This window comes from Ignavibacteriales bacterium (assembly GCA_026390575.1).
Lineage (GTDB): Bacteria > Bacteroidota > Ignavibacteria > UBA10030 > UBA10030 > Fen-1298.
Genome location: JAPLFR010000009.1, coordinates 87,429 through 114,019, shown reverse-complemented (window position 1 = coordinate 114,019; position 26,591 = coordinate 87,429). Strand labels below are relative to the sequence as shown.

The 26,591-nt window shown below is 44.5% G+C and carries 28 protein-coding genes; 25 read left to right on the top strand and 3 right to left on the bottom strand.

What is annotated here, in order from left to right; translation table 11 throughout:
* Nucleotides 1-40 precede the first annotated feature (40 nt).
* Entirely contained in the window at nt 41-1,603 is a 1,563-nt protein-coding gene (locus NTX44_08985; protein ID MCX6121740.1) for a M28 family peptidase, read from the top strand.
* Between the two features lie 12 nt (nt 1,604-1,615).
* Complete coding sequence (locus NTX44_08980) at nt 1,616-2,395, top strand: biotin--[acetyl-CoA-carboxylase] ligase (GenBank protein ID MCX6121739.1); 780 nt, start codon at nt 1,616-1,618, stop codon at nt 2,393-2,395.
* A gap of 105 nt (nt 2,396-2,500) precedes the next feature.
* Here the strand turns inward: NTX44_08980 and NTX44_08975 are convergent, their stop codons facing one another.
* Nucleotides 2,501-3,523, bottom strand: a complete 1,023-nt coding sequence (locus tag NTX44_08975; GenBank protein MCX6121738.1) for an acyl-ACP desaturase — start codon at nt 3,521-3,523, stop codon at nt 2,501-2,503.
* A gap of 584 nt (nt 3,524-4,107) precedes the next feature.
* On the opposite strand from NTX44_08975, the gene NTX44_08970 reads away from it, so the two are divergent.
* The 23 genes from NTX44_08970 (at nt 4,108) to NTX44_08860 (ending at nt 24,797) form a co-directional block, all read left to right on the top strand.
* A complete protein-coding gene (locus NTX44_08970) occupies nt 4,108-5,421 on the top strand; it encodes an O-acetylhomoserine aminocarboxypropyltransferase/cysteine synthase (protein ID MCX6121737.1) in 1,314 nt (437 codons plus the stop codon).
* Nucleotides 5,422-5,663: 242 nt separating this feature from the next.
* On the top strand, nt 5,664-6,578 hold the full coding sequence (gene cysK, locus NTX44_08965) for a cysteine synthase A (protein MCX6121736.1): 915 nt from the start codon (nt 5,664-5,666) through the stop codon (nt 6,576-6,578).
* A 176-nt stretch (nt 6,579-6,754) separates the two neighbouring features.
* Complete coding sequence (locus tag NTX44_08960) at nt 6,755-7,204, top strand: DUF4395 domain-containing protein (protein ID MCX6121735.1); 450 nt, start codon at nt 6,755-6,757, stop codon at nt 7,202-7,204.
* A 12-nt stretch (nt 7,205-7,216) separates the two neighbouring features.
* Nucleotides 7,217-7,642: a thioredoxin family protein gene (locus tag NTX44_08955; GenBank protein ID MCX6121734.1), complete on the top strand. Its 426-nt coding sequence runs from the start codon at nt 7,217-7,219 to the stop codon at nt 7,640-7,642.
* 214 nt (nt 7,643-7,856) lie between these two features.
* On the top strand, nt 7,857-8,285 hold the full coding sequence (locus tag NTX44_08950; GenBank protein MCX6121733.1) for an SRPBCC domain-containing protein: 429 nt from the start codon (nt 7,857-7,859) through the stop codon (nt 8,283-8,285).
* Nucleotides 8,286-8,335: 50 nt separating this feature from the next.
* Nucleotides 8,336-8,983, top strand: coding sequence for a TMEM175 family protein (locus NTX44_08945; GenBank protein MCX6121732.1), 648 nt, complete (start codon nt 8,336-8,338; stop codon nt 8,981-8,983).
* Nucleotides 8,984-8,995: 12 nt separating this feature from the next.
* Nucleotides 8,996-9,556 carry a hypothetical protein gene (locus NTX44_08940; protein ID MCX6121731.1) on the top strand — a complete coding sequence of 187 codons (561 nt, stop codon included), beginning with the start codon at nt 8,996-8,998 and terminating at the stop codon, nt 9,554-9,556.
* A 107-nt stretch (nt 9,557-9,663) separates the two neighbouring features.
* A complete protein-coding gene (locus tag NTX44_08935; protein ID MCX6121730.1) occupies nt 9,664-10,245 on the top strand; it encodes a YdeI/OmpD-associated family protein in 582 nt (193 codons plus the stop codon).
* A complete protein-coding gene (locus NTX44_08930; GenBank protein ID MCX6121729.1) occupies nt 10,238-10,780 on the top strand; it encodes a DUF1697 domain-containing protein in 543 nt (180 codons plus the stop codon). The genes NTX44_08935 and NTX44_08930 overlap by 8 nt, the downstream gene beginning before the upstream one ends.
* Nucleotides 10,781-10,894: 114 nt before the next feature.
* A complete protein-coding gene (locus NTX44_08925) occupies nt 10,895-11,287 on the top strand; it encodes a nuclear transport factor 2 family protein (protein ID MCX6121728.1) in 393 nt (130 codons plus the stop codon).
* A gap of 151 nt (nt 11,288-11,438) precedes the next feature.
* Nucleotides 11,439-11,804, top strand: coding sequence for a DUF4180 domain-containing protein (locus tag NTX44_08920; protein MCX6121727.1), 366 nt, complete (start codon nt 11,439-11,441; stop codon nt 11,802-11,804).
* A 43-nt stretch (nt 11,805-11,847) separates the two neighbouring features.
* A complete protein-coding gene (locus tag NTX44_08915) occupies nt 11,848-12,180 on the top strand; it encodes a hypothetical protein (protein MCX6121726.1) in 333 nt (110 codons plus the stop codon).
* Nucleotides 12,181-12,460: 280 nt separating this feature from the next.
* Nucleotides 12,461-13,261 (top strand): alpha/beta hydrolase, encoded by an 801-nt coding sequence (locus NTX44_08910; GenBank protein MCX6121725.1) that lies wholly within the window; start codon nt 12,461-12,463, stop codon nt 13,259-13,261.
* Nucleotides 13,262-13,417: 156 nt separating this feature from the next.
* Nucleotides 13,418-14,980, top strand: a complete 1,563-nt coding sequence (locus NTX44_08905; protein ID MCX6121724.1) for a glycosyltransferase family 39 protein — start codon at nt 13,418-13,420, stop codon at nt 14,978-14,980.
* 264 nt (nt 14,981-15,244) lie between these two features.
* Entirely contained in the window at nt 15,245-16,228 is a 984-nt protein-coding gene (locus NTX44_08900; protein ID MCX6121723.1) for an aldo/keto reductase, read from the top strand.
* A gap of 155 nt (nt 16,229-16,383) precedes the next feature.
* Complete coding sequence (locus NTX44_08895) at nt 16,384-16,821, top strand: HIT family protein (GenBank protein ID MCX6121722.1); 438 nt, start codon at nt 16,384-16,386, stop codon at nt 16,819-16,821.
* Nucleotides 16,822-16,839: 18 nt separating this feature from the next.
* Nucleotides 16,840-18,087: an NADP-dependent isocitrate dehydrogenase gene (gene icd, locus NTX44_08890; GenBank protein ID MCX6121721.1), complete on the top strand. Its 1,248-nt coding sequence runs from the start codon at nt 16,840-16,842 to the stop codon at nt 18,085-18,087.
* Between the two features lie 193 nt (nt 18,088-18,280).
* Complete coding sequence (locus NTX44_08885) at nt 18,281-18,571, top strand: ATP-dependent Clp protease adaptor ClpS (GenBank protein ID MCX6121720.1); 291 nt, start codon at nt 18,281-18,283, stop codon at nt 18,569-18,571.
* A gap of 5 nt (nt 18,572-18,576) precedes the next feature.
* Nucleotides 18,577-21,492, top strand: a complete 2,916-nt coding sequence (alaS, locus tag NTX44_08880) for an alanine--tRNA ligase (protein ID MCX6121719.1) — start codon at nt 18,577-18,579, stop codon at nt 21,490-21,492.
* Nucleotides 21,493-21,502: 10 nt separating this feature from the next.
* Nucleotides 21,503-22,246: a geranylgeranylglyceryl/heptaprenylglyceryl phosphate synthase gene (locus tag NTX44_08875; GenBank protein MCX6121718.1), complete on the top strand. Its 744-nt coding sequence runs from the start codon at nt 21,503-21,505 to the stop codon at nt 22,244-22,246.
* Nucleotides 22,247-22,270: 24 nt separating this feature from the next.
* Entirely contained in the window at nt 22,271-22,876 is a 606-nt protein-coding gene (locus NTX44_08870) for a D-sedoheptulose 7-phosphate isomerase (GenBank protein MCX6121717.1), read from the top strand.
* Between the two features lie 48 nt (nt 22,877-22,924).
* Nucleotides 22,925-24,340: an undecaprenyl-phosphate glucose phosphotransferase gene (locus tag NTX44_08865; GenBank protein ID MCX6121716.1), complete on the top strand. Its 1,416-nt coding sequence runs from the start codon at nt 22,925-22,927 to the stop codon at nt 24,338-24,340.
* A gap of 85 nt (nt 24,341-24,425) precedes the next feature.
* Entirely contained in the window at nt 24,426-24,797 is a 372-nt protein-coding gene (locus tag NTX44_08860) for a hypothetical protein (GenBank protein ID MCX6121715.1), read from the top strand.
* Here the strand turns inward: NTX44_08860 and NTX44_08855 are convergent.
* Both NTX44_08855 and NTX44_08850 read right to left on the bottom strand, forming a co-directional pair.
* Nucleotides 24,784-25,743 (bottom strand): energy transducer TonB, encoded by a 960-nt coding sequence (locus tag NTX44_08855; GenBank protein ID MCX6121714.1) that lies wholly within the window; start codon nt 25,741-25,743, stop codon nt 24,784-24,786. The two genes, NTX44_08860 and NTX44_08855, sit on opposite strands and share 14 nt — an antisense overlap.
* Nucleotides 25,744-25,873: 130 nt before the next feature.
* Nucleotides 25,874-26,572 carry an SPOR domain-containing protein gene (locus NTX44_08850; protein MCX6121713.1) on the bottom strand — a complete coding sequence of 233 codons (699 nt, stop codon included), beginning with the start codon at nt 26,570-26,572 and terminating at the stop codon, nt 25,874-25,876.
* Nucleotides 26,573-26,591 lie beyond the last annotated feature (19 nt).

Sequence of the window (26,591 nt, the reverse complement as noted above, 5' to 3'; positions counted from 1 at the left end):
TAGCGTATCTTTTTCTATCAACTTTCATTCAGGAGCCATTATGCGTCGGTTGTTTTTATTTCTGCCATTATTCTCAGTCATAGTATATGCCCAATCCATCGACCCAAAATCTAAAATTGGTTATGAATCTATCAATGCCGCTGATTTGAGGGCTCATCTTACTATTCTCGCTTCCGACAGTTTAGAAGGGCGAGAGACCTCGTACCCCGGTCAAAAGAAAGCGGCGAATTATATCGCAGATATTTTTAAGAACTTAAATCTCAAAGCCATCGGCGACAATGGAACATACTTCCAGCATTTTGATGTCGAGGTCAGTCGTGTCGATCCGGAAACAAAGATCATAACGGATGTTGACGGAGTGAAGAAGAATTTCACATGGGGAACAGATTTTATTTCTGAAGGAGCGAAAGACACCCTCGTAAGCGGTCCCGCGGTATTTGTTGGATTCACGGATACGGAATTAGATTCCTCTGCGAAAGCAAAACTCGCAGGACGAATTGTATTCGTCTTTATCGGCAAGAAAAATTTCGCCAGCGATACATCCAAATCGGCAACAATGCGGCGGTTCTATGCAATACGCCGTGATGCAGGGGCGGCGGCGACATTGATGATTCCCGACATCGAAGGACCTGCGACTTTTCAAAAAGCATTAGAGACGATGGGCGATTTTGGAACGGATAAAGGAACAATGAAGATGAAAGATAGTTCATCTCAATTGCGTCAGCAATTTATCCGATTCCTTGTATCACCGGAATTGGCGGAAACAGTTTTAAAACCATCGGGCAAATCATTGAAGCAGCTCAAAAACGAAGCCCTTCTCGATCAACCGTTTCCTCCGGTGTTTATTGACGATGCAACCGTTACTATAACCTCGAAAGCCATTCATGAAACAAAACAAACTGAAAATGTACTTGGCTTTCTGCCGGGAAGCGATCCAGTTCTTAAATCGCAAGTCGTAATATTTACCGCGCATTACGATCACCTGGGAATAAGTCGTACTGGCGTCCTCTATCCCGGTGCAGATGATGATGGTTCCGGCACCGTTACCATTCTGGAACTTGCAAAAGCGTTTACAGCAAATCCAAGAAAACCGAAACAGAGTTTGCTTTTCATGACTGTTGTGGGTGAAGAAAAGGGATTGTATGGCTCCAAATATTATACAAATAATCCGATCATTCCATTAGATAAAACGACAGTTGATTTAAATCTCGATATGGTCGGCAGAATCGATACGACACATGAGGCGAATAAAGATACGAATTATACATATGTCATAGGTTCGAATAAAATCAGTCTTGAGCTCGATAGTCTGCTTCGAATTGCGAATAATGAGTCGGAACATCTCGCGCTTGATTACACATTTAACAGCGAAAACGATCCGGAGCGATTCTATTACAGAAGCGATCATTATAACTTCGCGAAGAACGGCGTACCCATCGTTTTCTTTTTCGATGGCATCATCCGCGACCTTCATAAACCGACTGACACTGTGGATAAAATTCTCTTCGAAAGAATGGCAAAAATAGGACGATTAATTTACGACCTCGGATGGCGGCTCGCAAATCTGGATCTTCCATTAACGAAGATTCCCATGCAGCAATAGGATGTCATACGAATGTACTCGGAAGAAGAACTTCAACGCGGACTGTCTACGAAAATATTTGGCCGTAAATTATTCGTCTATGACTCTATCGATTCAACGAATGCTTGTGCAAAAACTTTGGCAAACAGAGGCGCCGAAGAAGGCACCGTCGTCATAGCAGATCATCAAACTGCAGGCCGAGGACGATTTGGAAGAACATGGAATGCAGAATCAGGGAGCAGTTTATTGTTCTCCGTCATAGTCCGGCCGACATTCAGTACGGACAAGATTGGATTACTACCCTTCTTTGCCGCTGCTGGTATTGCCCTTGCCGTTGAAACAGTTACCGGATTACAGTGCGAATGCAAATGGCCAAATGATGTTCTGTTAAATAAAAGAAAATGCTGCGGAATCCTTATGGAGAGCAACCTTCAAAAAAATAATCTCGATTATGTGATTATCGGAATTGGATTAAATGTAAACCAGAAGAAATTTCTTGACGATCTTGATGGCAAAGCTACTTCGCTCAGCAATGAGTGCGGCAATGAGTTTGACCGAAGAAGTGTATTCTGCCAAATCATGTCATGGCTCGAATCGCTTTACTACAATGTGAGCAGAGGAAATTTCAACAATGTGCTGATGGAATGGAAAGCCCGCGCGACATTATTTGGCAAGCGGATAACGCTCGCTCAAGCCACTGCTGTCATAGAAGGAACTGCAATCAATCTTGCTCCCGACGGAGGATTGGTTGTAGAAACAAAAACCGGCCGGCATGTGTTTTATGCCGGTGAAGTGACTCTTGCAAAAGAATAATGAATAAACAATTTCCCAGTTCGAGTGAAGCTGGGATGATGGATCACTATCTTCCATCTAGAACCGTGTAATAAAGATTATTTCTGACTCGCATTACTGAATATTTCAAACGATCGTTGCAAGTGCAATTTCTCTATCATATAGCCAGCTGAACTTCTCTACACCCGAGAAATTCACGCGATCGGCAAGTTTGAGATATCGTTCGGAAAGTCCGCACAAATAATCTTGTGCTTTTGCCGATGCATCGGAAATTCCGGTTAAGCTTTCAATCTTCCATTCGTGGACCAGCGTTCCAATAATTTCTGCATAATCTTTTGCCGTGTACACACCTATTTTTTGTGCAACAAGAGAAAACCTTGAAAACAAGTTTTTATCTTTCCCATCGTCCATCAGCATTGCCGGCATGGCAATTTTTGATTTCATCATTTTGGCAAACGCTAGTACTGCTTTTGCCGGATCAAGCTCAAAGATTTTTGTCATAAATAATTTATACGCTTTTTCGTGACGCGCTTCATCGCCGGCAATCATACCGCAGATTTTGTGAAGATGGTCCTCGCCGGCTCGCTTGGCAAGGACGCCGACGTTCCGATGTGATATTTTGGTCGCCCGTTCTTGAAACGATGTATAGACAAAGCCGAGATACGGATCATTTTCTGTTTGCGGATCAAACCCGTTGTTGATGAGATGGTGGATTGTTGTTTCGACTGAACGCATATTAACGCGTCCGGTGAGATACAAATATTTGTTCAACAGATCGCCGTGGCGATTTTCCTCCGATGTCCAGCCACGGCTCCATCGTGCCCACGGTGATGGGCTCGCGCCTGTTTTGTCGGTGACGCCCTGCAGTCGATTAAGCCATGTTTGATACGTTGGCAATGCCTCTTCCGTCACCATATCACCGACAAGAACCACAAGCACTTCATCGGATAACGCAAGAGCACTTGTACGAAAATCTATCAATTGCTCAACCCAATTTCCCGCATTCAAGTCGGGTAAAAAATCGGATGGCTGCCAGCTTTCTTCCACGTTCATGAGCAATGAATTCAACTGCTCGCCGACAAATCCTTCTATGCTCTTTATAACTTCTAATTGATGCGATGTGACGTGTACTTCGTTTTGCGCAACCATAGCTTTCACTCTCCAAAAGATGGAAATGGTTTTTTGAACAACATGAGTGAAACGTTATTTTTTTCTACATCGTTCCTTATTTCGTAATGAGTTTTAAAAAAATATTCGTCTTCATCTTGACAAATTCAGTTCCATGTATTATACTAAAGTGAAGAAGGAGCAAGAACGCTCCTAGAAAAACCGATGATAAACTCAAATACAACATCTTCGATTATTTTTCGCGAAGCCATCATAGCCCAGGCGTTCGATAGAACAGCTGGCAGGTGTTGTCGCTGTTGTTGTAGTTGCTTATCGCAACTCCACGCAACGATGTTGGATAACGGTAATTCATCGGCCTGTTCACTGTAAGATAAAACGCATCACCTCAGAGATAAGGTCGAGGGTTCAAACCCGATGACACCTGACCCCCAATCGCCCGTTGCGGTTGAGGGAATGATGAGATGAGGCGGTTTTTTTTATAACCTCTTCTGGAAAATTCCTGGAAGGGGTTTTTTCATTTAAAGCCCCCCCATCTTTCAACCTCAGGTGAAATAATTTGATATCAACAAACAATCATCCTATACCACTAGTAGAAAGGTAATACAATGAGCGCACCAAAATACAAATTCGAAACTCTCCAACTCCATGCCGGACAAGTGGTTGATAAGACCACAAATGCACGTGCAGTTCCTATCTATCAGACAACATCGTACGTCTTCAATGATGCAGATCATGCCGGGCGTTTATTCGGATTGCAGGAGTTCGGCAACATTTACAGCCGTATCATGAATCCAACCGTTGCCGTTTTTGAAGAACGTATTGCGGCGCTTGAAGGCGGTGTCGCTGCACTCGGAGTTTCGTCGGGACAGGCAGCGCAATTTATTGCACTTTCCACTATTGCACAAGCAGGCGAAAACATCGTGTCATCAAGTAACCTGTATGGAGGAACGTACAACCAGTTTAAAGTGACGTTCCCCCGTCTCGGAATCAACGTAAAATTTGCCGAAGGTGACAGCCCGGAGGCATTAGGGAAACTTATCGATAAGAAAACAAAAGCGCTCTATGTGGAATCCATCGGCAACCCTCGGCTCAACGTTCCTGAATTTGAGGCGCTCGCCAAGCTGGCGCACTCAAATGGAATTCCTCTCGTCGTGGATAATACATTTGGCCAGGGCGGTTATTTGATCAATCCAATCTCTCACGGTGCCGATATTGTGGTGCATTCGGCTACGAAATGGATCGGCGGACACGGAACATCCATCGGCGGCGTGATCGTCGATTCCGGTAAGTTCAATTGGGGAAATGGCAATTTCCCGATTTTCACCGAGCCGAGTCCCGGTTATCACGATTTGAAATTCTGGGATGTGTTCGGTTCGAAAAGTCAATTCGGTAATATCGCCTTCATCATTAGAGCGCGTGTGGAGCAGCTGCGCGATCTTGGTCCCGCATTAAGTCCGTTCAATGCATTTCTGCTTCTGCAAGGGCTTGAAACTCTTTCGCTTCGAGGCGAACGGCATAATGCCAACGCATTAGCACTTGCTCACTATCTGGAGGGTCACAAACAAGTGAGTTGGGTCTGGTATCCTGGATTGGAAAGCCATCCGTACCACTCCACTGCAAAAAAATATTTACGCAAAGGACAATTCGGCGGTGTGCTTGCATTCGGCGTTAAAGGCGGAGTTGCAGCCGGCAGAAAATTGATTGATAGTGTGAAACTTGCAAGTCTACTTGCCAATGTCGGCGATGCGAAGACACTCATCATTCATCCGGCCTCGACGACGCACCAGCAATTGAGCGAAGCAGAACAAAAGTCAAGTGGAGTGGTACCGGAATTAGTTCGAGTGTCCGTAGGGCTCGAGCATATCGATGATATCATTGCCGATTTCGATCAGGCACTTGCAGAAACATTAAAAGCATAAACTTTGTTTAAGTAAATGATTCTGTTACGAAAAACAACATGGGTGTCACGGTCCGTACCATGACACCAAAAATGAATTGTTTTTCAGCGACTGAGCGTCACAAAATCCTGCCCGACTGCTGATGCCCGCCAGAATGCGAAGCGGGCTGGCAGTCATGCAGGCGGGGGTTCGTGACGCCCCAGTGCAAAGCATAATATTTGTTAGAATAAATGATGAAACATTGAATAATAAAAGGAGATACTATGAAAGCTTTAAATATTCTTGAAACTATCGGCAGAACGCCTCACGTTCGCATCAATCGTTTGTTCGGGGATAAAGAAGTCTGGATAAAACTTGAACGCAGCAATCCGGGTGGTAGCATCAAAGACCGTATTGCACTCTCGATGATAGAAGACGCTGAACGGCGCGGACTGTTAAACCCGGATACGGTCATTGTCGAACCAACCTCCGGCAACACTGGAATTGGATTGGCGCTTGTTGCCGCTGTGAAGAAATATAAACTCATCCTTGTGATGCCGGAATCGTTTTCCGTTGAGCGCCGCCGTTTAATGGCAGCTTACGGAGCACAATTCGATCTCACACCGCGCGAAAAAGGTATGACAGGTGCAATTGAACGTGCGAAGGAACTTGCCGCTTCACTTCCCAAGGCATGGGTTCCTCAGCAATTTGAAAACGAAGCCAATATAGAAGTTCATCGGCGTACGACGGCAAAAGAAATTTTAGCGGATTTTCCGCAAGGTATTGACATCATCATCACCGGCGTCGGCACCGGCGGTCATATTACTGCAGTAGCGGAAGAATTGAAAAAGGTGTACAAAGGTTTGAAAGTCTATGCCGTAGAGCCTGCGGCTTCGCCTGTGATCAGTGGCGGCAAACCTTCGCCCCATCCGATACAGGGAATTGGTGCGGGTTTTATTCCGAAAAACCTACACGTCCAGTCCATCGATGGCGCTATTCAAATTACAAAAGAGGAAGCGTACGAATATGCACAGCGCGCCGCACGTGAAGAGGGAATTCTCGTCGGAGTTTCTACAGGTGCTTCCTTGGCAGCGGTCGCGAAGAAACTTCCCGAACTAAAACCGGGCGGCAGAATCCTGACATTCAATTACGATACAGGTGAACGGTATCTTTCCGTTGATGGACTATTCCCGGCGTAGTGGAAATATGAAATAACATGCACAAAGTTATGAGAGAGAGATGTAGAGTCCGGTCATCTGACCGGACGTACAAATTTACCCTCATCGTCCGACTGGAAGTCGGACTCTACTTATGGTCGGGAGTGTGACTCTCTTTCGACTTGAGGAATGGAAATAAATATATTCGGAGAAAATTTATGGATACATCACGACAGGTACTCGATCATAGCGCTCTGAAATTTAACCAGATATCGATTATAACGCTTGCACTGCTCGGCTTTATTCTCAACCAGCCGATTCTACCCTCTTTTGTCGCGGCGGTGCTCATAGCGGGTTCGCTCAACTCGAACTTTGCACTTTTCAAGCTTACATATAAGCATGTGATCAAACCGCTGAAATTATTAAAACCGAATCCAATAGAAGACATTTCGACTCCGCATGAGTTTGCACAGCTGTTAGGCGGAATCGTACTTGGCATCGGCAGTTTGTTACTGTACACCGGATCACCTCTTCTCGGATGGATATTCACTTGGATCGTTATCGCACTCGCGGCGGCAAACCTCATCTTCGGATTTTGCGCTGGCTGTTTCGTTTATTACCAGTTGAAGAAACTCGGAGTGCCGGGGTTCCGCATTCCATCACAATAATAGTACAATAATATGACTCAAATAATCATTCAGCGAATTCTCTTATCGTCCGAAATATTTCTTGCATTCATTCTCGTTGTTAAATCATTTGGCGCTTACAGCGAATGGAAGTTACGCTTGCGTTCCCGCAAACAACAATTATCCATGAATATTGAAAAGGACAAACCGGTACTTTTGTACTTCTGGACATCTGATTGTTCCCAATGCAAACTTCAGGAACGGCAGATCGAGCGGGCGCAAGCTGTCTTACATCAATCTGGAAAGACATTGGAAGTACAAAAACTGAACGCATTTGAAGAACAGGCGCTTGCAAAGCATATGAACGTGATGACCGTACCAACGATTGTGCTGCTGAATTCTCAGGGAAATGTCACAACTTGGAATCCCGGTTTGACATATGCAGACACCATCATTAAACAATATCTTGCCATCCAATAAACTTGTGCAGTCTGATCAGCACGGTCGCTCTCGCCCAGGTTTTTACGTAAATATCACAAGTGTTTTCATATCCTACCTTAAATAAGGCTACCCGGTTCAATATTCCAGGGAACAAAACCTGATATATGGATTGTTATAAAACAAGAATCTACAAGCCACACAATGACTCATTTACCTCGGCTTAGATAAATAGTAATAAAGGAAGGAAAATATCATGCCGGATATTCTTCACAGAGTTGGAATCAAAGTCACACCGGGCAAAGTTTTCGAAGCTCTATCGACTATTGACGGGCTACATCATTGGTGGGTTGTTGAAACCACTGGAGATACCAAACAAGGCAGCATTATTAACTTCGGTTTTTGTGAGATGAAAGTGGTTGAGTCCAAACCTAATAAACTCGTGAAATGGAAATGCGTGCGAGGACCCCGAGATTGGATCGGCACGGAAGTGTCTTTTCAATTAAAATATAAAGACGATCAAACCTTCGTTATCTTCAAACACGCCAACTGGAAAAAGCCATTGGAGTTTATGCATCATTGCAGTACCAAATGGGCTACATTCCTTCTCAGTTTAAGGGATTGGTTGGAAAGAGCCGAAGGCCGTCCATCTCCTTACGATGTAAAAATCCATGTTGGTGATTGAAAAAAAATAAAGAAGCAATCAAATATCAGATTCACGATATAGAAGAATATATGCGTCCATCCATGGATAGAGAACATCTCTCATTCGAACGAATACTATTCTTCAGTGATGCTGTATTCGCGATTTCGATCACCCTCCTTGTCTTGGAAATCAAGGTGCCATTGATGCAGCAGGAATTTTCAGAATTGCAGCTCGGATATGCCCTTCTCCAGATGACACCTAAGATTGTCGGTTTCCTTATCTCCTTTTTCCTTATTGGACAAACATGGATTGAGCACCATCGCATTTGTAGTTATTTGGGAGAATACAATTCCGGAATGTTGTGGAGAAACCTTTGGCTGCTCTTGTTTGTCGTGTTCTTACCGTTTGCGACAGCGCTTCTGAGTGACTACTATTTTTCGCGCGTAGCAATTTGCGTCTACGGTTGTTCGTTTGCAGGTCTTGGCTTCGCAAAAGCTTTCTTTTGGCACCACGCTGTAAAAAAGCATTTACTAGCGAAAGATATTGTCGCAGCGCAGGCAGCTCGTATTGGCCGCCGTGTGTGGGCAACACCGATTACATCTTTTGCCGTGATCATTGCGGCTGTCGTTGGGATTCCTTATGCATATTGTGGTTTTGCTCTCATTCCACTTGCAGCAATATTGTTAGATCGAACCGTAGCACGAAAGAAAAATCTATTACAATCATATACACATTAAGAGGAGAAATATATGACAGGCCTATTGACGCTCTGGCTCCCGATACTGCTTTCTGCAGTGATTGTGTTCATTGTGAGTTCTATCATCCACATGTTGTCGCCCTGGCATAAAGGTGACTATCCCAAGATGCAAAATGAAGACAAAGTGATGGATGCACTCCGCCCGCTCAATATCCCTCCGGGCGATTATATGGTACCCCGCCCATCGGGCAGAGAGGAAATGCGCGCACCTGAATTTATCGAAAAATTGAAAAAGGGCCCGGTGATGATGCTGACGGTTTTTCCAAGCGGTCAGAACTCAATGGTGATGAATCTTGTCCTCTGGTTTCTTTATTCGGTCGTGGTCGGATTCTTTGCTGCATACGTTGCCGGGCGTACGCTTTCTCTTGGCGCAAATTCCTTGCAAGTTTTTCGGTTAACTGGAGTCACAGCATTTATGGGATACTCCGCCGCACTCTGGCAGATGTCGATTTGGTACCGCCGGGCTTGGAGTATAACGATCAAAGCGACAGTCGATGGATTGATCTATGCAATACTCACTGCTTACATTTTTGTATGGTTATGGCCGCAATGAACTTATTGCAGAGAAAAACTAAAGGGCTTGATGAGCATTACCGCAACCAGTATAAAGCATGACAATCGTACGTTTGAGATCACTTATGTAATTTCACTAAAATAATTATGAATCCGGTACAAAACATCGAAATACTTGCATTTACTTCTTCGAAAGAATGGCGGCAGTGGCTTGCGAAAAACCACAACCGAACGGAAGGCATATGGCTGCGGTTTTATAAAAAAGCTTCCAGCGTTCCATCAGTGACGTATGATGAAGCATTAGACGAGGCACTTTGCTATGGCTGGATCGACGGTCAGCTGAAACCGTACGATGAAAGGTCGTGGCTGCGAAAATTTACACCCCGCCGGGCGAAAAGTCCTTGGTCAAGACGAAACATCGAGTATGTTCAACGCCTCATCAAAGCAGGAAGAATGAAAGACGTCGGATTGAGAGAAGCCGAAGCGGCAAAAGTGGACGACAGATGGATGAATGCCTACGATCCCGGAAGCACTATGACCATGCCCGCAGATTTTCTCAAGAGACTTTCCAGGATGAAGAAAGCGAAAGCATTTTTCGAAACGCTCAATAAAGCAAACACTTACGCAATTGCCTGGCGTTTGCAGTCCGCCAAAAAACCTGAAACAAGGGAAAAACGCATGAAGGCAATTCTTGCAATGTTAGCGAAAGAGGAAAAATTTCATGACTAAGTACGCTGCTTTTCTCCGCGGGATCAATGTCGGCGGGCATAAGCCGGTTCCTATGCAAAAATTGAAAAAAGCACTTGAATCGCTTCACTTCAAGAATGTGCAGACGCTGCTTGCAAGCGGCAATGTTGTGTTTGAGGCACCGCCGATAGACACGATCGCTCTTGAACAAAAACTGGAAGCAAAGCTGCAGAAGACTTTTGGAATGAAAATCGGCGTTCTTATCCGCACGATGGAAGAATTGCAATCTCTGAACGAATCGCAGCCGTTCAAAGGAATTGACGTGACTCCGGAGACCCGCCTTTACGTAACTTTCTTTTCAGAAAAGCCCAAGAACCGTCTGAAGATTCCATATACATCGCCTGACAAGAGCTACAAAATTCTTTATATTTCGGGACGTGAAGTGTGCAGTGTTCTCATCCTCTCTTCAAACAGCCAGACTACTGATCTGATGAAAGTTCTGGAGAAAGAATTTGGCCGTAAGGTCACCACACGAAATTGGAATACGATTGTTCGAGTTTTGGCAATAAAACAATGACATTACATTACACAGGATTAATCGTGGGAGCTGAGTGAATTGACGGAACCCGGCTGGAACGAATGCTACAATAAATTCGCTGAAAATCTCCTATAACAGAAATGTGAGATTCCTATGACAAAAAACAACTCTCAAACCATATCCCATAAAAACACAGCAATAACATTCTTGCGTCTTGTGGTTGCAAGAAAGATCAGAGAAGCCTACGCAACATACGTAAGGCAAGATATGATTCACCATAACACGGCATTTGCAGGCGATGCAGCGAGTCTTGAAAAAGCTATGGAGGAAAGCCACTCACTCTTTCCTCATACTGTCATCGAAATCAAGCACGCGCTAGAAGATGGAGATCTCGTGGCGGTGCATTCTCATGTGCGCATGCAAGCGGATGATCCGGGTTTTGCGGTTGTTCATCTCTTCCGCTTTGAAGATGACCGTATCATCGAGATGTGGGATGTAGCACAAGCTGTACCGAAGGACTCTCCGAATATAAACGGCATGTTTTAATCAAAATATTTTTATACTACTAAATAATTATACCAAGATTGCCGCGAAACCGGGAAAACAAGAGATTGGTATTACTCAAGTCTTTCCTGGGCAGCGTATACTTACAATGAAGAATCCCGAAATCGACAATGTTCCTCAAATCGATTGATTTATGGTGCAACACGTAAAATTCGAAAACCAAGCCGGCAAGCAGTACATGGCAAGCCGCTCATCGAAACGGTTTATTCATACACCGCAGGACATACTGGATCTGTTGGCATGCGGTAATGAGAACGAAACAAATCTTTTCCTGCTTGAAGAAACAAATTTCATCTCCGAATTCTATGATCTGAAAACAGGTCTTGCAGGTGAGATTCTTCAGAAGATATCAACCTACCGCGCACGGCAGGCGATTGTCGGGTCATTTGAGATGGCCGAGAGCAAGAAGTTTGGCGAAGTCATGGTTGAATTAAATAAAGGATCGCAGGTTCGATTTGCACGGACCAAAGAAGAAGCCGTCTCGTGGTTAATGCAGTAAATTTGGGGCGTCACTTCTTATTCAATTTTAAAAGGAATGAAATATGACTTTAAAGCTCAAACCGCCAATAACTGTCATTATCGTGTGCGTATTCGAACTGCTCGGTTTGATTTTATTACCATCTGCCTTGCTCAAAGAGTCAACTAAAGAAATTGGCATATGGTACCAAATCTATATTGTGATCACCGGCTTTGTCACTGCCTTTATGATTTCGTGCCTTTTGAAGATGAAAAAGTTAGGCATCTATTTATATTTTACAGCGTATGCGGTGCATAATATCATAGCTTTCCTCGTTGGAAATTGGGTTATTTACGTTCTCATTATTCCAATTGTCGGTGCGATATTATTACTTCCTCATATAAAAAAAATGTCTTAGGTGATAAGGAGTTCGCTGTAAAATTCATGCCTGCCTGCCGGCTTGTCCGCTGAAACGAAGTGCAAGCGGAAGTGTAACGGCCTATCCGCCGCATCCCGCCCGACTTCGTCGAGGTCTCGTCTCGACTGAGTCGAGACGGACTTTGCGGGACGGAAGGCGGGCGGGCAGGCAAACAACGCGGAAAGCAGAGGCCTGGTTGGCGGAGCCGCCATCCATTACGTAACTTTATTCATAAGCACGAGTACTATTTATATAATAATATTAGACGGGTACAATTATTATGACTACTACTAAGACGGTGATTCTTAATAAGAACTTCAATGCAGCCTACTGGAAACGTCCATCAGAGAGCGGCGATACAGTTGTCTTCATCCATGGTTTTGGATCTGCAAAGGAGCATTTTCGATACGCCTTCAGTTCGCCCTCACTGGAAGATTTTACACTTATTGCTTTAGATCTCATCGGATTTGGACAAAGCAGAGGACCTGAAGATTTCGGATATACCATGAAGGATCAAGCTTCGATTGTTCTTGACTTGCTTGATCATTTAGGAACAACAACCTTCCACCTCTGCGGACATTCAATGGGTGGGCTCGTTGCGATGAACATATCACAAATGAAACCACAACGAGTGCTATCGTTTATCGACTTGGAGGGTAATCTTACGATAGAGGACTGTTCCTTTACGGGGAAAGTCGCTGGCAATACGTTAGAAGAATTTGCTCATACAGGAAAAGTGAAATTAGAAAAAGAATTCAGGGATGCCGGTATTAATGATCCGACGATGAGTGAATACGCGGATACATTTAGTACTGCGTCAACATTAGCACTTTATAAAAGTGCATGTCACACAGTTGAAGATTCATCGACACCGCTTATAGAGAAGCTCGTGCGAATTAAAAATGTTTGTTACATTTATGGAGAAAAAAACAGAGGAATTTATCCAAGTGAAAATCTTCTTAATGCCAAAAGCGTACCTATTTTCTATATTGAAAAAGCAGGACATACGATGGCTATTGAAAATCCTAACCAACTATATTGTGTCATAAGAACTTTCATTGATCGGTTATCACCAACTTAATCAAAAAGAGCCTCATACGTTAAACTGCAAACTCCAGTGGGCAAGCGAACTTGAGAGCGAGGATGTAGACAACATATTGCAGTTTGCATATAATTTGTAACTGTTAAAGCAAATGTTCGTATATGTTTCTTATTATACCAAGGGGAAAACGTAGCTATGCTGAAAAGAATATTGCCGGAGAAAATTCTGTCCAACGATAATACAATTCCAATCCTCATTGCTTTGCTCCAGTTTGTTCTTCAAGTGATGGTTCACGGCAATTACGGGTATTTCAGAGACGAATTGTATTACATTGCATGCAGTAATCACCTTGCTTTCGGTTATGTCGATGCACCGCCGCTATCGATAGCGATTCTTACACTGAACCGATGGATTCTCGGCGATTCACTTCAGGCCCTCCGATTTTTACCGGCGCTTGCCGTGGCGGGAGTCGTGATCCTGACTGCACTCATGGCTCGTCGGATGGGCGGAGGACGCTTCGCTCAGGGAATGGCTTCACTGACAATAGTCGCAGCCCACGTTTTACTGGGGAACGGAAGATTTTTTTCGATGAACGCATTTGATATTTTCTTCTGGGCTCTCGCCGGATATATTGTCATAAGAATTCTTACTGAGGACAAACAAAGACTATGGATCGCATTCGGTATTGTCGCGGGACTCGGATTGCTCAATAAATATTCGATGGGATTTCTTTGCATTGGACTTGTTGCCGGTCTCATCCTGACTTCTCAAAGGAAGCAGCTTACCACGAAATGGTTCTGGTTCGGGGTGCTCACTGCTTTTATCCTGTTCCTTCCTCACATCATCTGGGAAATCAGTCATGGTTTGCCGACGCTTGAATTCATGCATAATGCGAGTCAGGAAAAGAATGCACCCATAACGATAGGAGATTTTTTTACGGGACAGTTGCGCGATATTAATTTCTTCAATGCGCCTCTCTGGCTGCTTGGACTTTATTTTTTCCTATTCCATCGGATCGGCAGACAATACCGTGCGCTTGGCTGGATATATATTGTCGTCTTCATCATCATGGTCGCTGGAAATGCAAAAGTGTATTATCTCTCCCCTATCTATCCGATGCTGTTGGCTGGTGGATCTGTATTTGTGGAACATCTTATCCGGGAGTATTCGTGGAATTGGACGAAACCGGTGTACGTGAGTCTGCTCGTTCTCTGGACTGTCATAGTCCTTCCTTTTACACTTCCTGTATTGCCGGTCGAGGATTTGATTTCTTATCAGAAGTTATTGGGTGTGACTCCACGCGCCGAGGAACGAAGTGCCCTCGCAGAACTCCCGCAATATTATGCGGACATGTTCGGCTGGGAAAAAATGACTGCAGATGTGGCAACTGTCTATCGAACATTAACTCCTGAAGAACAGGCAGAGTGCGTCATTTTCGTCCGGAATTACGGCGAGGCCGGTGCGATAGATTTCTTTGGAAAACACTACGGGCTTCCCGACGCCACGTGCGCCCACAACAATTATTGGCTGTGGGGACCCGGACAGCGAACCGGACGTATTGCAATCATTTTCGGAAGCTGTAGAACCCTCGATGAGAATCTTACCGATTTAAGCCGTGCGTACAAACATGTGGAACTCGCCGCTACAACAAATGCCAAGTTTTGTATGCCGTATGAAAACGGCCGCATGATTTTTATTTGCAAAGAAATGAATACGACATTTCAGAAGATCTGGCCGAAAGAACGATTCTATATTTGAACAAATGGCAACGGAGTTATTGTAGAGATTTCCGTCGTGCTGACGGTCGGGAATGACTTGAATATTGTTGCATGCTAACGCTTGTTTCATTCTCAGGCCTCCGGCTGTCATTCCCATCCCGATTGTCCAAGACAATCGGGATAAGCGAGAATCTAAAATAGCCTGCCACATAGAATTTCCAGTGCTTGCGAGATACAGCGGTGTTTCTTATCTTGAACACACCAGAGCAGCAATCCTCATTTCTCTATATCTGAAAGAATCATAATGGAATATCGCACACTTGGAAAAACCGGATGGAATGTCTCGGCCATCAGTTTTGGCACGTGGGCACTTGGAAGCGCGTGGGGAACCGTTCAGGATAAGGATTCTCTTTCTGCCCTGCACCGAGCGCTGGATTTAGGAGTGAACTTTTTTGATACAGCCGATGTCTACGGCGATGGACGAAGCGAACGCCTCCTTGCTCAATTAAAGCAGGCTCGCAAAGAAACATTTTACATTGCGACAAAGGCAGGCAGGCGCCTTGACCCGCACACTGCCGGCGGATATAACAAAAAGAATCTGACTGCCTTTATTGAACGAAGCTTGAGAAATCTCAATACCGATACGATCGATTTGCTTCAGCTGCATTGCCCGCCGACAGAAGTATATTATATGCCGGAAGTATTTGGAATTTTAGATGACCTTGTTAAACGAGGAAAAATCAGATTCTATGGTGTGAGCGTTGAAAAGGTCGAAGAAGCGCTGAAAGCTCTTGAGTTTCCCAATGTTCAATCTGTTCAAATCATCTATAATATCTTTCGCCAGAGGCCGGCAGAATTATTTTTCAAAGAAGCACAGAAACGAAATGTCGGAATACTTGCCAGGCTACCACTATCTTCAGGTATACTGACGGGAAAATTATCCAGGCAATCATCGTTTGAAAAAGACGATCACCGTTTCTTTAACCGGCACGGCGAAGCATTCGACCGCGGAGAAACTTTTTCCGGTGTTGATTATGATTTATCTTTAGATGTTGTTGATCAGCTTCGTCCGCTTGTGCCTGACGGTATGACGCTTACGCAGTTTGCGCTGAAATGGATTCTTATGTATCCCGCCGTAACATGTGCCATTCCCGGCGCAAAGAATCCAAAACAAGCAGAGGAAAATATCAACTCTGTCAATATGCCTGCTCTTTCGGATTCCGTTATGGGAAAAATTAAAGAGATATACGAAAAACGTGTGCGACAGTTTGTTCATCAGTACTGGTAAAGTTGAGTTCAGTGCTGTCGTCTACGACGATCAAGTCTACCTTTACCCGCCTCTGGCAGGAATTCCGCTGTTTCTGTGTCTCTACACAAAAGTACAAAAAAAAATCTTCCCGTTGTTTTTTTGACTTTGCTCACATATTTAAATAAGTTTTCATCATGAAGAGTTCAAAGACTGACTGTATTTTCTGCAAAATCGCCTCAAAAGAAACTCCGGCGGAAGTTCTCTATGAGAACGAACATGTTATCGCTGTTCTCGACATCAATCCAATTCATTACGGACATGCACTCATTATACCGAAACAACATTGCAATGGTTTTTTAGACTTGCCGGATGAGATATATCATTCCATTCTTCAAGCAGCCAAAATTGTCACACAGGCGTTGGTACAGAGTCTAACACTTGAAGGATACAATCTCTTTTCCAATAATGGCACTATTGCCGGACAATCCGTGTTTCACTTTCATCTCCATATTACACCGCGATATAGAAATGACAATATTAGATTCGTTCTTAATCTTAAAAAATATTCAGACGGAGAAATGAAAGAGTACGGAACGATGATTCGAAAATTTATCAAACCTCCGACATTATAAGAGAAAGTCAAAAAATCCATGACACAGTATGCTAAACTTACAACACCAACCGCAGGACAATCGATACGATTCATCGACGGCAAGCTCACTGTTCCGGATTTGCCCATTATTCCTTTTATTGAAGGCGATGGAACCGGGCCGGATATTTGGCGCGCATCACAGCGTGTATTTGATGCTGCCGTCGCAAAAGCTTACGGCGGGAAGAAAAAAATAGTCTGGTTTGAAGTGTTCGCCGGTGAAAAAGCGAACGTCGTCTATGGCCCCAACACCTGGCTCCACGATGACACGCTTGCGGCCATCAAAGAACATATTGTAGCAATTAAGGGACCTTTAACAACGCCCATAGGCGGCGGCATTCGCTCTATTAATGTCGCATTACGGCAAATGCTGGATCTGTATGTCTGTTTGCGGCCTGTGCAATATTTTACCGGAGTGCCGTCGCCCGTGAAGCATCCGGAACTCATCGATATGATTATCTTCCGCGAAAACACGGAAGACATTTATGCAGGCATCGAATGGAAAGCCGGAACACCGGAAGCTAAAAAAATTGTAGCATGGCTGCAAAAGGAAATGGGAGTAAAGAAGATCCGCTTCCCCGAAACATCCAGCATCGGCATCAAACCGGTCTCTGAGGATGGAACAAAACGATTAGTCCGCGCAGCGATTCTATATGCCATCAATCATAAACGTAAATCCGTGACATTAGTACACAAAGGCAATATTATGAAATTCACGGAGGGCGGATTTCGGGATTGGGGCTATGAGTTAGCACAAGAAGAATTTGGCGGCACACTCATCGATGGCGGTCCGTGGGTAAAACTTCCGAATGGAATTATTGTTAAGGATGTCATAGCGGATGCTTTCCTTCAGCAAATTCTCACGCGTCCCAATGAATACGACGTCATCGCGACACTCAATCTTAATGGCGACTACATTTCCGATGCGCTTGCCGCGCAGGTTGGCGGCATCGGCATTGCACCCGGCGGCAATATTAATTATGAAAACGGCTTCGCAGTCTTCGAAGCAACGCATGGCACTGCGCCAAAGTACGCCAATCAGGATAAAGTGAATCCCGGTTCTGTCATTCTCTCCGGTGAAATGATGCTGCGTTATATGGGCTGGGATGAAGCCGCTGATCTTATTATCAACGGACTCAATAAAAGCATTCAAGCAAAAACCGTCACGTACGATTTTGCCCGCCTGATGGATGGAGCAAAAGAAGTGAAGTGCTCGGAATTTGGTGACACAATAATCAAGAATATGTAAGCTTTATCACCTTCGCAAGGTATAGAAATAGAAACACGTTTCACGTGTTACATTATCAGGCTTCCAGCTCTTGCGAAGGTAACACTTGGGGCATTTCAGGTAATGAGATGCCCTTTTTGCTTCATGCCCGTTTCTTGAAAGACTGGGCATTTTTCAGTATTATATGTACGATATTTCGCAATAGAGAATTGTCATGACTCAAGCTCCATTACAAAGACCTCTTCAGCAAGAAGATAAAGATACCGATGTACTAATTGAACAACCGGCTAAAGTGATCTTGTTCAACGATGAAATTCATTCATTCGACGAAGTCATTGGACAAATTATCAAAGCCACCGGCTGCGACACGTCGAAAGCTGAAACATTGACGTGGGAAGTCCATACAAGCGGCAAAGCGATGGTGTTTGAAGGAGAAATGGATAACTGCCTGAAAGTGTCTCATATATTAGAAGAGATCTCGCTGAACACGCAGATTGAAATATAGGCCTTATGACTTCATCCGAAATCCGAAACAGCTTTTTGAAATATTTTGAAGAACGTGGTCACACCATTATTTCAAGTTCGCCTGTTGTTCCCTACGACGATCCGACACTTCTCTTCGCAAACGCAGGAATGAATCAATTTAAGGATGTATTCCTTGGCAATGGCAAACGCTCGTACAAGCGAGTGGCAGATACGCAAAAATGCATCCGTGTCAGTGGGAAGCACAACGACCTTGAAGAAGTGGGACGGGACACATACCACCACACATTCTTTGAGATGCTTGGCAATTGGTCGTTCGGCGACCCGTCCGCACCGGACGGTATCGGCCGGGCGGGTTACTACAAGAAGGAAGCCATCACGTGGGCGTGGGAATTATTGACAAAGGTTTGGGGACTGCCAAAGGATCGCCTCTGGGCAACAGTGTACAATGATGACCAGGAAGCTGAGCAATATTGGAAAACTCTTACCGACATAGACCAAAGTCATGTTTTACGCTTTGGTGAAAAAGATAATTTTTGGGAAATGGGTGAAACCGGACCATGCGGACCATGTTCTGAAATTCACATAGACCGAACACCCGCCGGCAACGCCACTTCTGAAATGGTGAATGCTGGAATACCAGAAGTGATGGAAATTTGGAATCTTGTTTTCATCCAATACAATCGCGACGAAACCGGCAAACTTACTCCCCTGCCGTCCAAACACGTGGACACAGGAATGGGCTTCGAGCGCGTATGCGCCGTGCTACAGAATAAGAGTTCCAATTACGATACCGACGTCTTCTCTCCAATCATTAAGAAAATTTCTGAATTCACTCATAAATCGTACAATGGCGGCATGCGATCCGCAATTGACAATTCGCAATTCGAATTTGATACCTCCATGCGCGTCATTGCCGATCACGTGCGCACACTGACGTTTGCAATTGGTGATGGTGCGCTTCCGAGCAACGAAGGGCGCGGATATGTTCTTCGGCGCATCTTACGCCGCGCAGCCCGCTTTGGACGTAATCTTGGTATGCACGAGCCGTTCATTTATCAACTCGTACCGGCGCTTGTTGAAACGATGAGCTACATCTTCCCCGAAATAAAATCGAATCAGGAACACATCCAAAAAGTTATTAAAGGTGAAGAAGAAAGTTTCAATGTAACCCTAGAAAATGGATTGAAGATTTTTGAAGAAATCGTATCAAGAGCTAAAGCATTAGATTCAAAAACCATTTCCGGTGATGATACCTTTAAGTTATACGATACATTCGGATTCCCCTTTGATCTTACGCAGCTTATGGCACAAGAACGTCAGCTAAAGGTCGACAGTTCGAGGTTTGAGGAATTGATGGAGGAGCAAAGGGACAGAGCAAGATTGACAAGAGAAACAAAAGTTTTTGTTCAAGATAACCTTGGTATTGAATCAACTGATTCTAAATTTGTAGGATATGATCAGTTTCAATGCGATTCTTGGGTAATTGAGCATAAACGTCATCCTATGGATGGTGATTTTGAATATTCCGTACGTGATTCCATACCATCCAAGCTTTTTGTACGTGGCATTTCAGAATATGTAGTTTTCGATACTACTCCTTTCTATGCACAGGCTGGAGGACAAGTAGCTGATATTGGTGAAATTGAAATTTTAAACACAGGCAATGTAATAAAGGTTTCTGATGTCTTTAAGACATCTAAGAGTGCGATAGTGCATGTAATTCCCCCATCAAGTGAAATTGGAATGGGGATGAAAGTGAGAATAAGAGTCGATCAGTTTCGCCGCCTCTCCATTATGCGTAATCATTCTGCCACACATTTACTGCACAATGCTCTGCGCAGAATTTTAGGAACGCACGTGCACCAAGCCGGTTCGCTCGTGGCACCGGATTATTTACGGTTCGACTTCGCGCATTTTGCCAAGCTCAGCGATCAAGAGCTTGCCGACATCGAGGCGTTAGTGAACGAGAAGATCAAGGAAAATATTCCTCGCACGCCGGGATTGAACAACATTCCATTTGAAGACGCGAAAAAGCTTGGTGCGTTGATGTTCTTCGGCGATAAATACGGCGAGCGTGTGAATGTGATTCAATTTGGAGACTTCAGCACAGAGTTTTGTGGCGGCACGCATGTCAATAATACAGGCGAAATCGGCTACTTCAAAATTCGCAGTGAAGGCAGTGTGGCAAGCGGTGTGCGCCGCATCGAAGCAGTAACAAATGACTATGCACTTGAATTGCTGAAAATTCAGGATAAGTCGTACTTTGAACGGCTCGATTATGCCTTTAACCAATTCGATGAAACTCTACAACTAAAATCCGAACTTGCGGATGCAAGCGGTGGAAAATCCAGCTTGGCACATAATTCATTAGGCGGATATGAACAGCGTCTTAACGATCTTAAACAAATCAGATCTATACCCAATGAAGCTTCACAAGAATTGAAATCATGGTTTGATCAAATCAAATCGCGGAATCAGATAATGGAAGAACTCATCCTCCAAATTGCTGAGACCAAGAAATCAATGGAAAAAGAGCTTGGACGCTTCCGGTTGCAATCACTTTCCGGTTCAATGGATGATTTAACCGCTTCTGCCATTTCGATTGGAAATATCAAGTTAGTCGCTGCAATAGTCTCTGCCGCCTCTATAGATGAATTAAAAAACCTTGGCGACTCACTTCGTGCAAAACTTGGCAGCGGTGTCGGCTTGCTGGCTTGCGTTATTGAAGATAAAGTTCAGCTTGTCTGCGTCGTCACGGATGATCTCGTCGCTGCGAAAAAGATTGAAGCGGGAAAAGTTGTCGGGGCAATCGCTAAATTAGTTGGCGGCGGAGGCGGCGGACGTCCGCATATGGCAACCGCAGGTGGAAAAGATGTTGAAAAATTAGATGAAGCACTTGCACAAACGAAATCTATAGTGGAATCTCTTTTGCGAAAGTGAATAAAACCTGATGACAACCTTCGAACAACTCCTAAAAATCAAGCATGATCGAGGTGCAGGATATTTGTTGCTCATCGATCCGGATAATATTGATTCAAAGAAGCTGCCCGGCTTCATTCGCGAAGCAACCAAAGCAGGAACTGATGCCTTTCTTGTCGGGGGCAGTCTCATGCTCTCGAATGAATTCGACAAAACTCTAAAAATCATCAAGGAGAATACGAAAGCACCGGTTATTATTTTTCCAGGCAGTGTATCGCAGGTTTCCTCTGAAGCTGATGCAATTCTGTTTCTTTTACTTATAAGCGGACGCAACCCGGATTATCTTATTGGGAACCAGGTAAATGCCGCCCCGATTATTAAACGAATGAAACTTGAAGCCATTTCAACCGGGTACATGTTGATCGAAGGCGGGAATGTTACTTCGGCAGAATTTATGAGCAATACGAAACCAATACCGCGCGAAAAACCGGATATCGCCGTCGCGCACGCGCTTGCGGCAGAACTCATCGGCTTGAAATTACTCTACTTAGAAGCAGGCAGCGGCGCCAAACAATCTGTACCAGATGCGATGATAAAGAAAGTAACGAAGTACTGTTCACTACCGGTTATTGTCGGCGGCGGAATTCGAACTCCGGAAGAAGCAAACAACAAAGTGAAAGCCGGCGCTTCGTTCATCGTGACGGGAACAATCATCGAAGAGAATTCACATAGTTCAGTTATTCAAGAGTTTGCCAGCGCAATCCACACATCATAAACAGAAGAAACGATCGGGTTTTCTATGACTCCATCCTCGAACAATAAGCTTTCACGCGATACGTTCATCAGTGATTCGCTTAAGGAAAGCAGCGACACGAAGCTCCGTATTTTACAGCAGTGTTCGCCGGATATTTCCAAAGCAGTCGATATTATTATGAATGCGTTCAACAATAAAAAGAAAGTTCTGCTTTGCGGCAACGGCGGCAGCGCAGCAGATGCACAGCATCTTGCAACTGAGTTTGTGATTCGCCTCAGCCCTCACATCAAAAGGCCGGCATTACCGGCAATCGCACTCACGACTGATTCATCCCTGCTGACCGCCGGCGCTAACGATATCGGTTATGATAACGTCTTCACCCGCTCTCTTGAAGCGCTGGGTAATAAAGGTGATGTACTTATTGGAATATCCACAAGCGGTAATTCTCCTAGTGTGAACAATGCATTCCAAAAAGCGCGCAAAATGAAATTAGCTACGATTGGTTTTCTTGGCAAAGGCGGCGGCAAATCGAAAAGCCTCGTTGATCTTGCGATCATTGTTCCATCTGACGATACGCAGCGCATTCAAGAAGGACATATAACCATTGGCCATATCATTTTCCAGGAAGTTGAACAGGAAATGTTTGGATAATGCAGGGATGCTGACAACTGATAACTGACGGCTGACAACTGACTCCTTATGCCACATAAACGACGACAAGATTTATTAATACCACTACTCACCGTCATCTCGGATGCAGTTGCTATAGAAGCGTCGTTTCTTTTCTCATACTGGTTCAGATTTTTTTCAACGCTGACGCAGTACATTCCGATTTCGTACGGCCTTCCGCCGTTAAAAGCATACATCATAAGTTCTTTCGTTGTTATTCCTGTGTGGTGCTGGTTGTTCCATACACGTCATTTATACGTTCCACGGCGAATTACATCTTTCTCGGATGAATTTTTCGCCATTGTGCGTATTGTTGTGCTGGGCATGTTGGTTGTCATGGCGGGCGCATTTTTCTACCGTTCATTCTCGTATTCACGCATTGTATTTTGGATCCTTGGTCTTTCCGCTGTCATGTTCATCTCCATCGGACGATTTATTCTCATGAAGTTTGAACAATTCTGGTATGCACATGGCAACGACCTGAAACAGGTCATCATTGTGGGAACAAGCTCTGTTGCAGGCAAAATCTTTCGATCTCTTACGACACATCGATCACTCGGATATGAAGCCCTTGGCTATTGTTCCGTGCAGGGGAGCACAGAAAACACCATGGAACATATTCCGTACTTAGGATCCATTGCTTTTGTACCGGACTTGATTAAAACGCAGAAAATAGATGTTATATTGATTGCATTTAACGAGACGGAACATGCACTTCTGCATGATCTCGTCCGCGACTGCCAGGGATTAAATGTGGAAATGATGATGGTTCCGGATATTCTCGAGTTGATGACCAGTCAAGTTCAAATCAAACATATTGAAGGAATTCCATTCCTTGGCATTAAAAGTCCTACTCTCAGCACATGGAATTTTATCGTCAAGCGGGTGTTTGACCTGCTCTTCGCCTCATGTATCCTTTTGTTGGCAAGTCCAATAATTTTATTGATTGCAATTCTTTTAAAACTCGATTCTCATGGGCCGATCTTCTATTTACAGGCACGCGTAGGTTTGGATGGCGAAGTGTTTAAAGTCATTAAATTCAGATCGATGCGCATTGATGCGGAACAATCGACCGGGCCGGTCTGGTCGCACAAAGACGACCCGCGAACAACGCGGCTCGGCCGATTTCTTCGCCGCTTCAGTTTGGACGAACTTCCCCAACTCATGAATGTTATCAAAGGCGATATGAGCATCGTCGGCCCGCGTCCGGAGCGGCCGCACTTTGTGGAAAAATTCAAAAATCAGGTACCGCGATATCTGGAACGGCATCGGGCAAAAACCGGTATGACCGGCTGGGCACAAGTCAACGGCTTGCGAGGCAATACTTCCATTGCTGAACGAACGAAGTACGACATTTATTACATCGAACATTGGTCGCTTGTCTTTGATCTAAAAATTATTCTCAAGACAATTCACGCCGTTCTTTTTGGCGATGATGCATATTAAATCAATTATTCAATGCAAAATGAAAAATTAGAAAAATAAACAACAGTTCTCTTATTTTTCATTTATCTTATTTTTAATTGAACCTATGACCGCTGCATTTATTTATTCCCTGCATATTGTGCTGGTTGTTTTTGCTTTTATCAAATATAAAAAAGAGAGCATGGGTGAAGGATTTCTTGCCGTAGCGTTCATCGGCATTATTTTTGCCGTCGGCTGGACAATTGCTGCGATCCTGACAAATCTTCTCTTCTCTCCTGAATGGTTTATCAAATGGTATTGGCAGCCGCTGGATTCTTGGGTATGGCGAACGATCAGAAAAGAAATAAGCCGAGATACGATTTCTCTTTTGTTTCTCACAGCCATGGAAACTGCGTTTTATTATTTTTATTTTTTATTAGAACTCAAGCAGGATCATGGAAAGAAAAAAGAAGAAAACACTCCGACTACTTCAGCGTAAAGGAAAAGGTGATAACGCAGGATTGTTCCACTTGCGGCAGTGACGAGGCAAGAGGTTCAAATTTCCAGGAAAGGATTGCTTTCATTGCGGTTTCTTCTAAAAGGCGATTTGCCTTTTGTTCCGGCTGAACAGAATGCACAGATCCATCGGGTAAAACTTTCGTGAGAATTCGCACTTGCGCTGAGACAGTTGTTCCTTGCGGATAGTTCGGTAATTCGCCGCTGAGCTTGCGGCGCGTCATTCCATGAAGCCATTTCATAGAAAATACGCCGCTTCCTTCTCCATCACCGCCTTCGCCAGATCCTAATCCATACGGTGTTGTTCCGGCAGATGGTTTAGAAGAACTTCCAATTCCTGAATGGTCAAATCCGCTTGGCGGCTCGCCGGTTTTTCCCGGTACAGGACGTCCGCCTTTTCGCCATGGTTCACGTGATTCTCCACTGCCGCCTGCAATATCATTATGCCCAGCCGGTGCGTTTATAGTACCCATATCGTTCGGATAGGTCGTCCTGTCGTCTGTTTGAATTTTATCTACGCCAACCTGCCCCGGCAAAGAGCTCAAACCTTCGCCCGGCCGCCGTTCTCCCGGAACATCTCGTTTTCGAGAATTCGATCTATTCCGAAGAGCGGTCGCTGGAAAGGATTCATCAGGAGAAGTGATTTCCGAAGAGATGGATTGATCTTGAAGAATCGGATATGCCGACATACCAATTTCCACATTGCTCAATGAACGCGGAAGTTCGATTTCGGAATATGCGAGAATGTGGACAACGTGCTGCGGCGACGGATTGAACGCTTCTGGATCTACTAACAACCGAAGAGAACTAAGAATGGCAAGTGTCAGTACGACGGCAAGAATAAATGCAAGCGACATTTGTTTTACATAGACTCGCTGCAATTCTTTTGCACCGTACGGTACTCTTCCCAAGTGCGGCGATAGTTTCACAGGTATTCCTTCACGCCGCACTTCACACTCAGAACCGGCATTACTTGATATGACTCATACTCTCGTTCATTCACACAGATAATCGTTTCCATGCAAAAGTAAATTGGACGAGAGAAATCCTTATATACGTTTATTTTGATCGAACTTTGTCGATAACGTAGTGCGCCTGCAATTCCTCTGCAAATGACTGCACTGCTTTCTTCGCTTCATCGCGAGATGTATAGCGTCCAATGCGAACAGTATACCAATCGCCGCCCTTCATCGGAACTTTTTCAACGAAGGAAGGGTATCCGGAAAACTCTAAATTTTTTGCTGTCTCTACTGCTCTGCTCTTATCGTGATAAGCAATAACCTGAACCGTAAATTCACCTTTCATCTCGCTGAGTTTTGAAGAACCTTCCATCTCCATCATCGCTTCGTTCTTTTTTACCGCCTTTGATTTTTTCGCAATCGGTTCCGGAGTTTTTGCTTCAGGTTCCTTGACAGCTTCTGTTTTTTCTTCTATAGGAGCTGTATCGAGCAGTGCAACTTCATTTGTATCCGCCTGTTTCTGTGCCTGCGCAGGTTGTTGACTTGCGGGTTCCATCGGGAATTGCTCTTCTTGCATTTGCACGATCGGCTGCTGCTTTTTGCCCCAGATCTTAATAATACCGCGCTGGTTCAAAAGATAGACAGCACCTGCAAGAACACATAGAATAATTACTAAGAGCAGAATTGTTTTTCCACCTCCGCCACCGCTGCTTTTAACACTCTTTTTCGCCGGGGGAGCAGCCGGCGCCTCCGGCACATCTTCAAATCCACCTTCATCAATGAGATTCAAATCTGGCATTGAATAATCCTCCTTATAT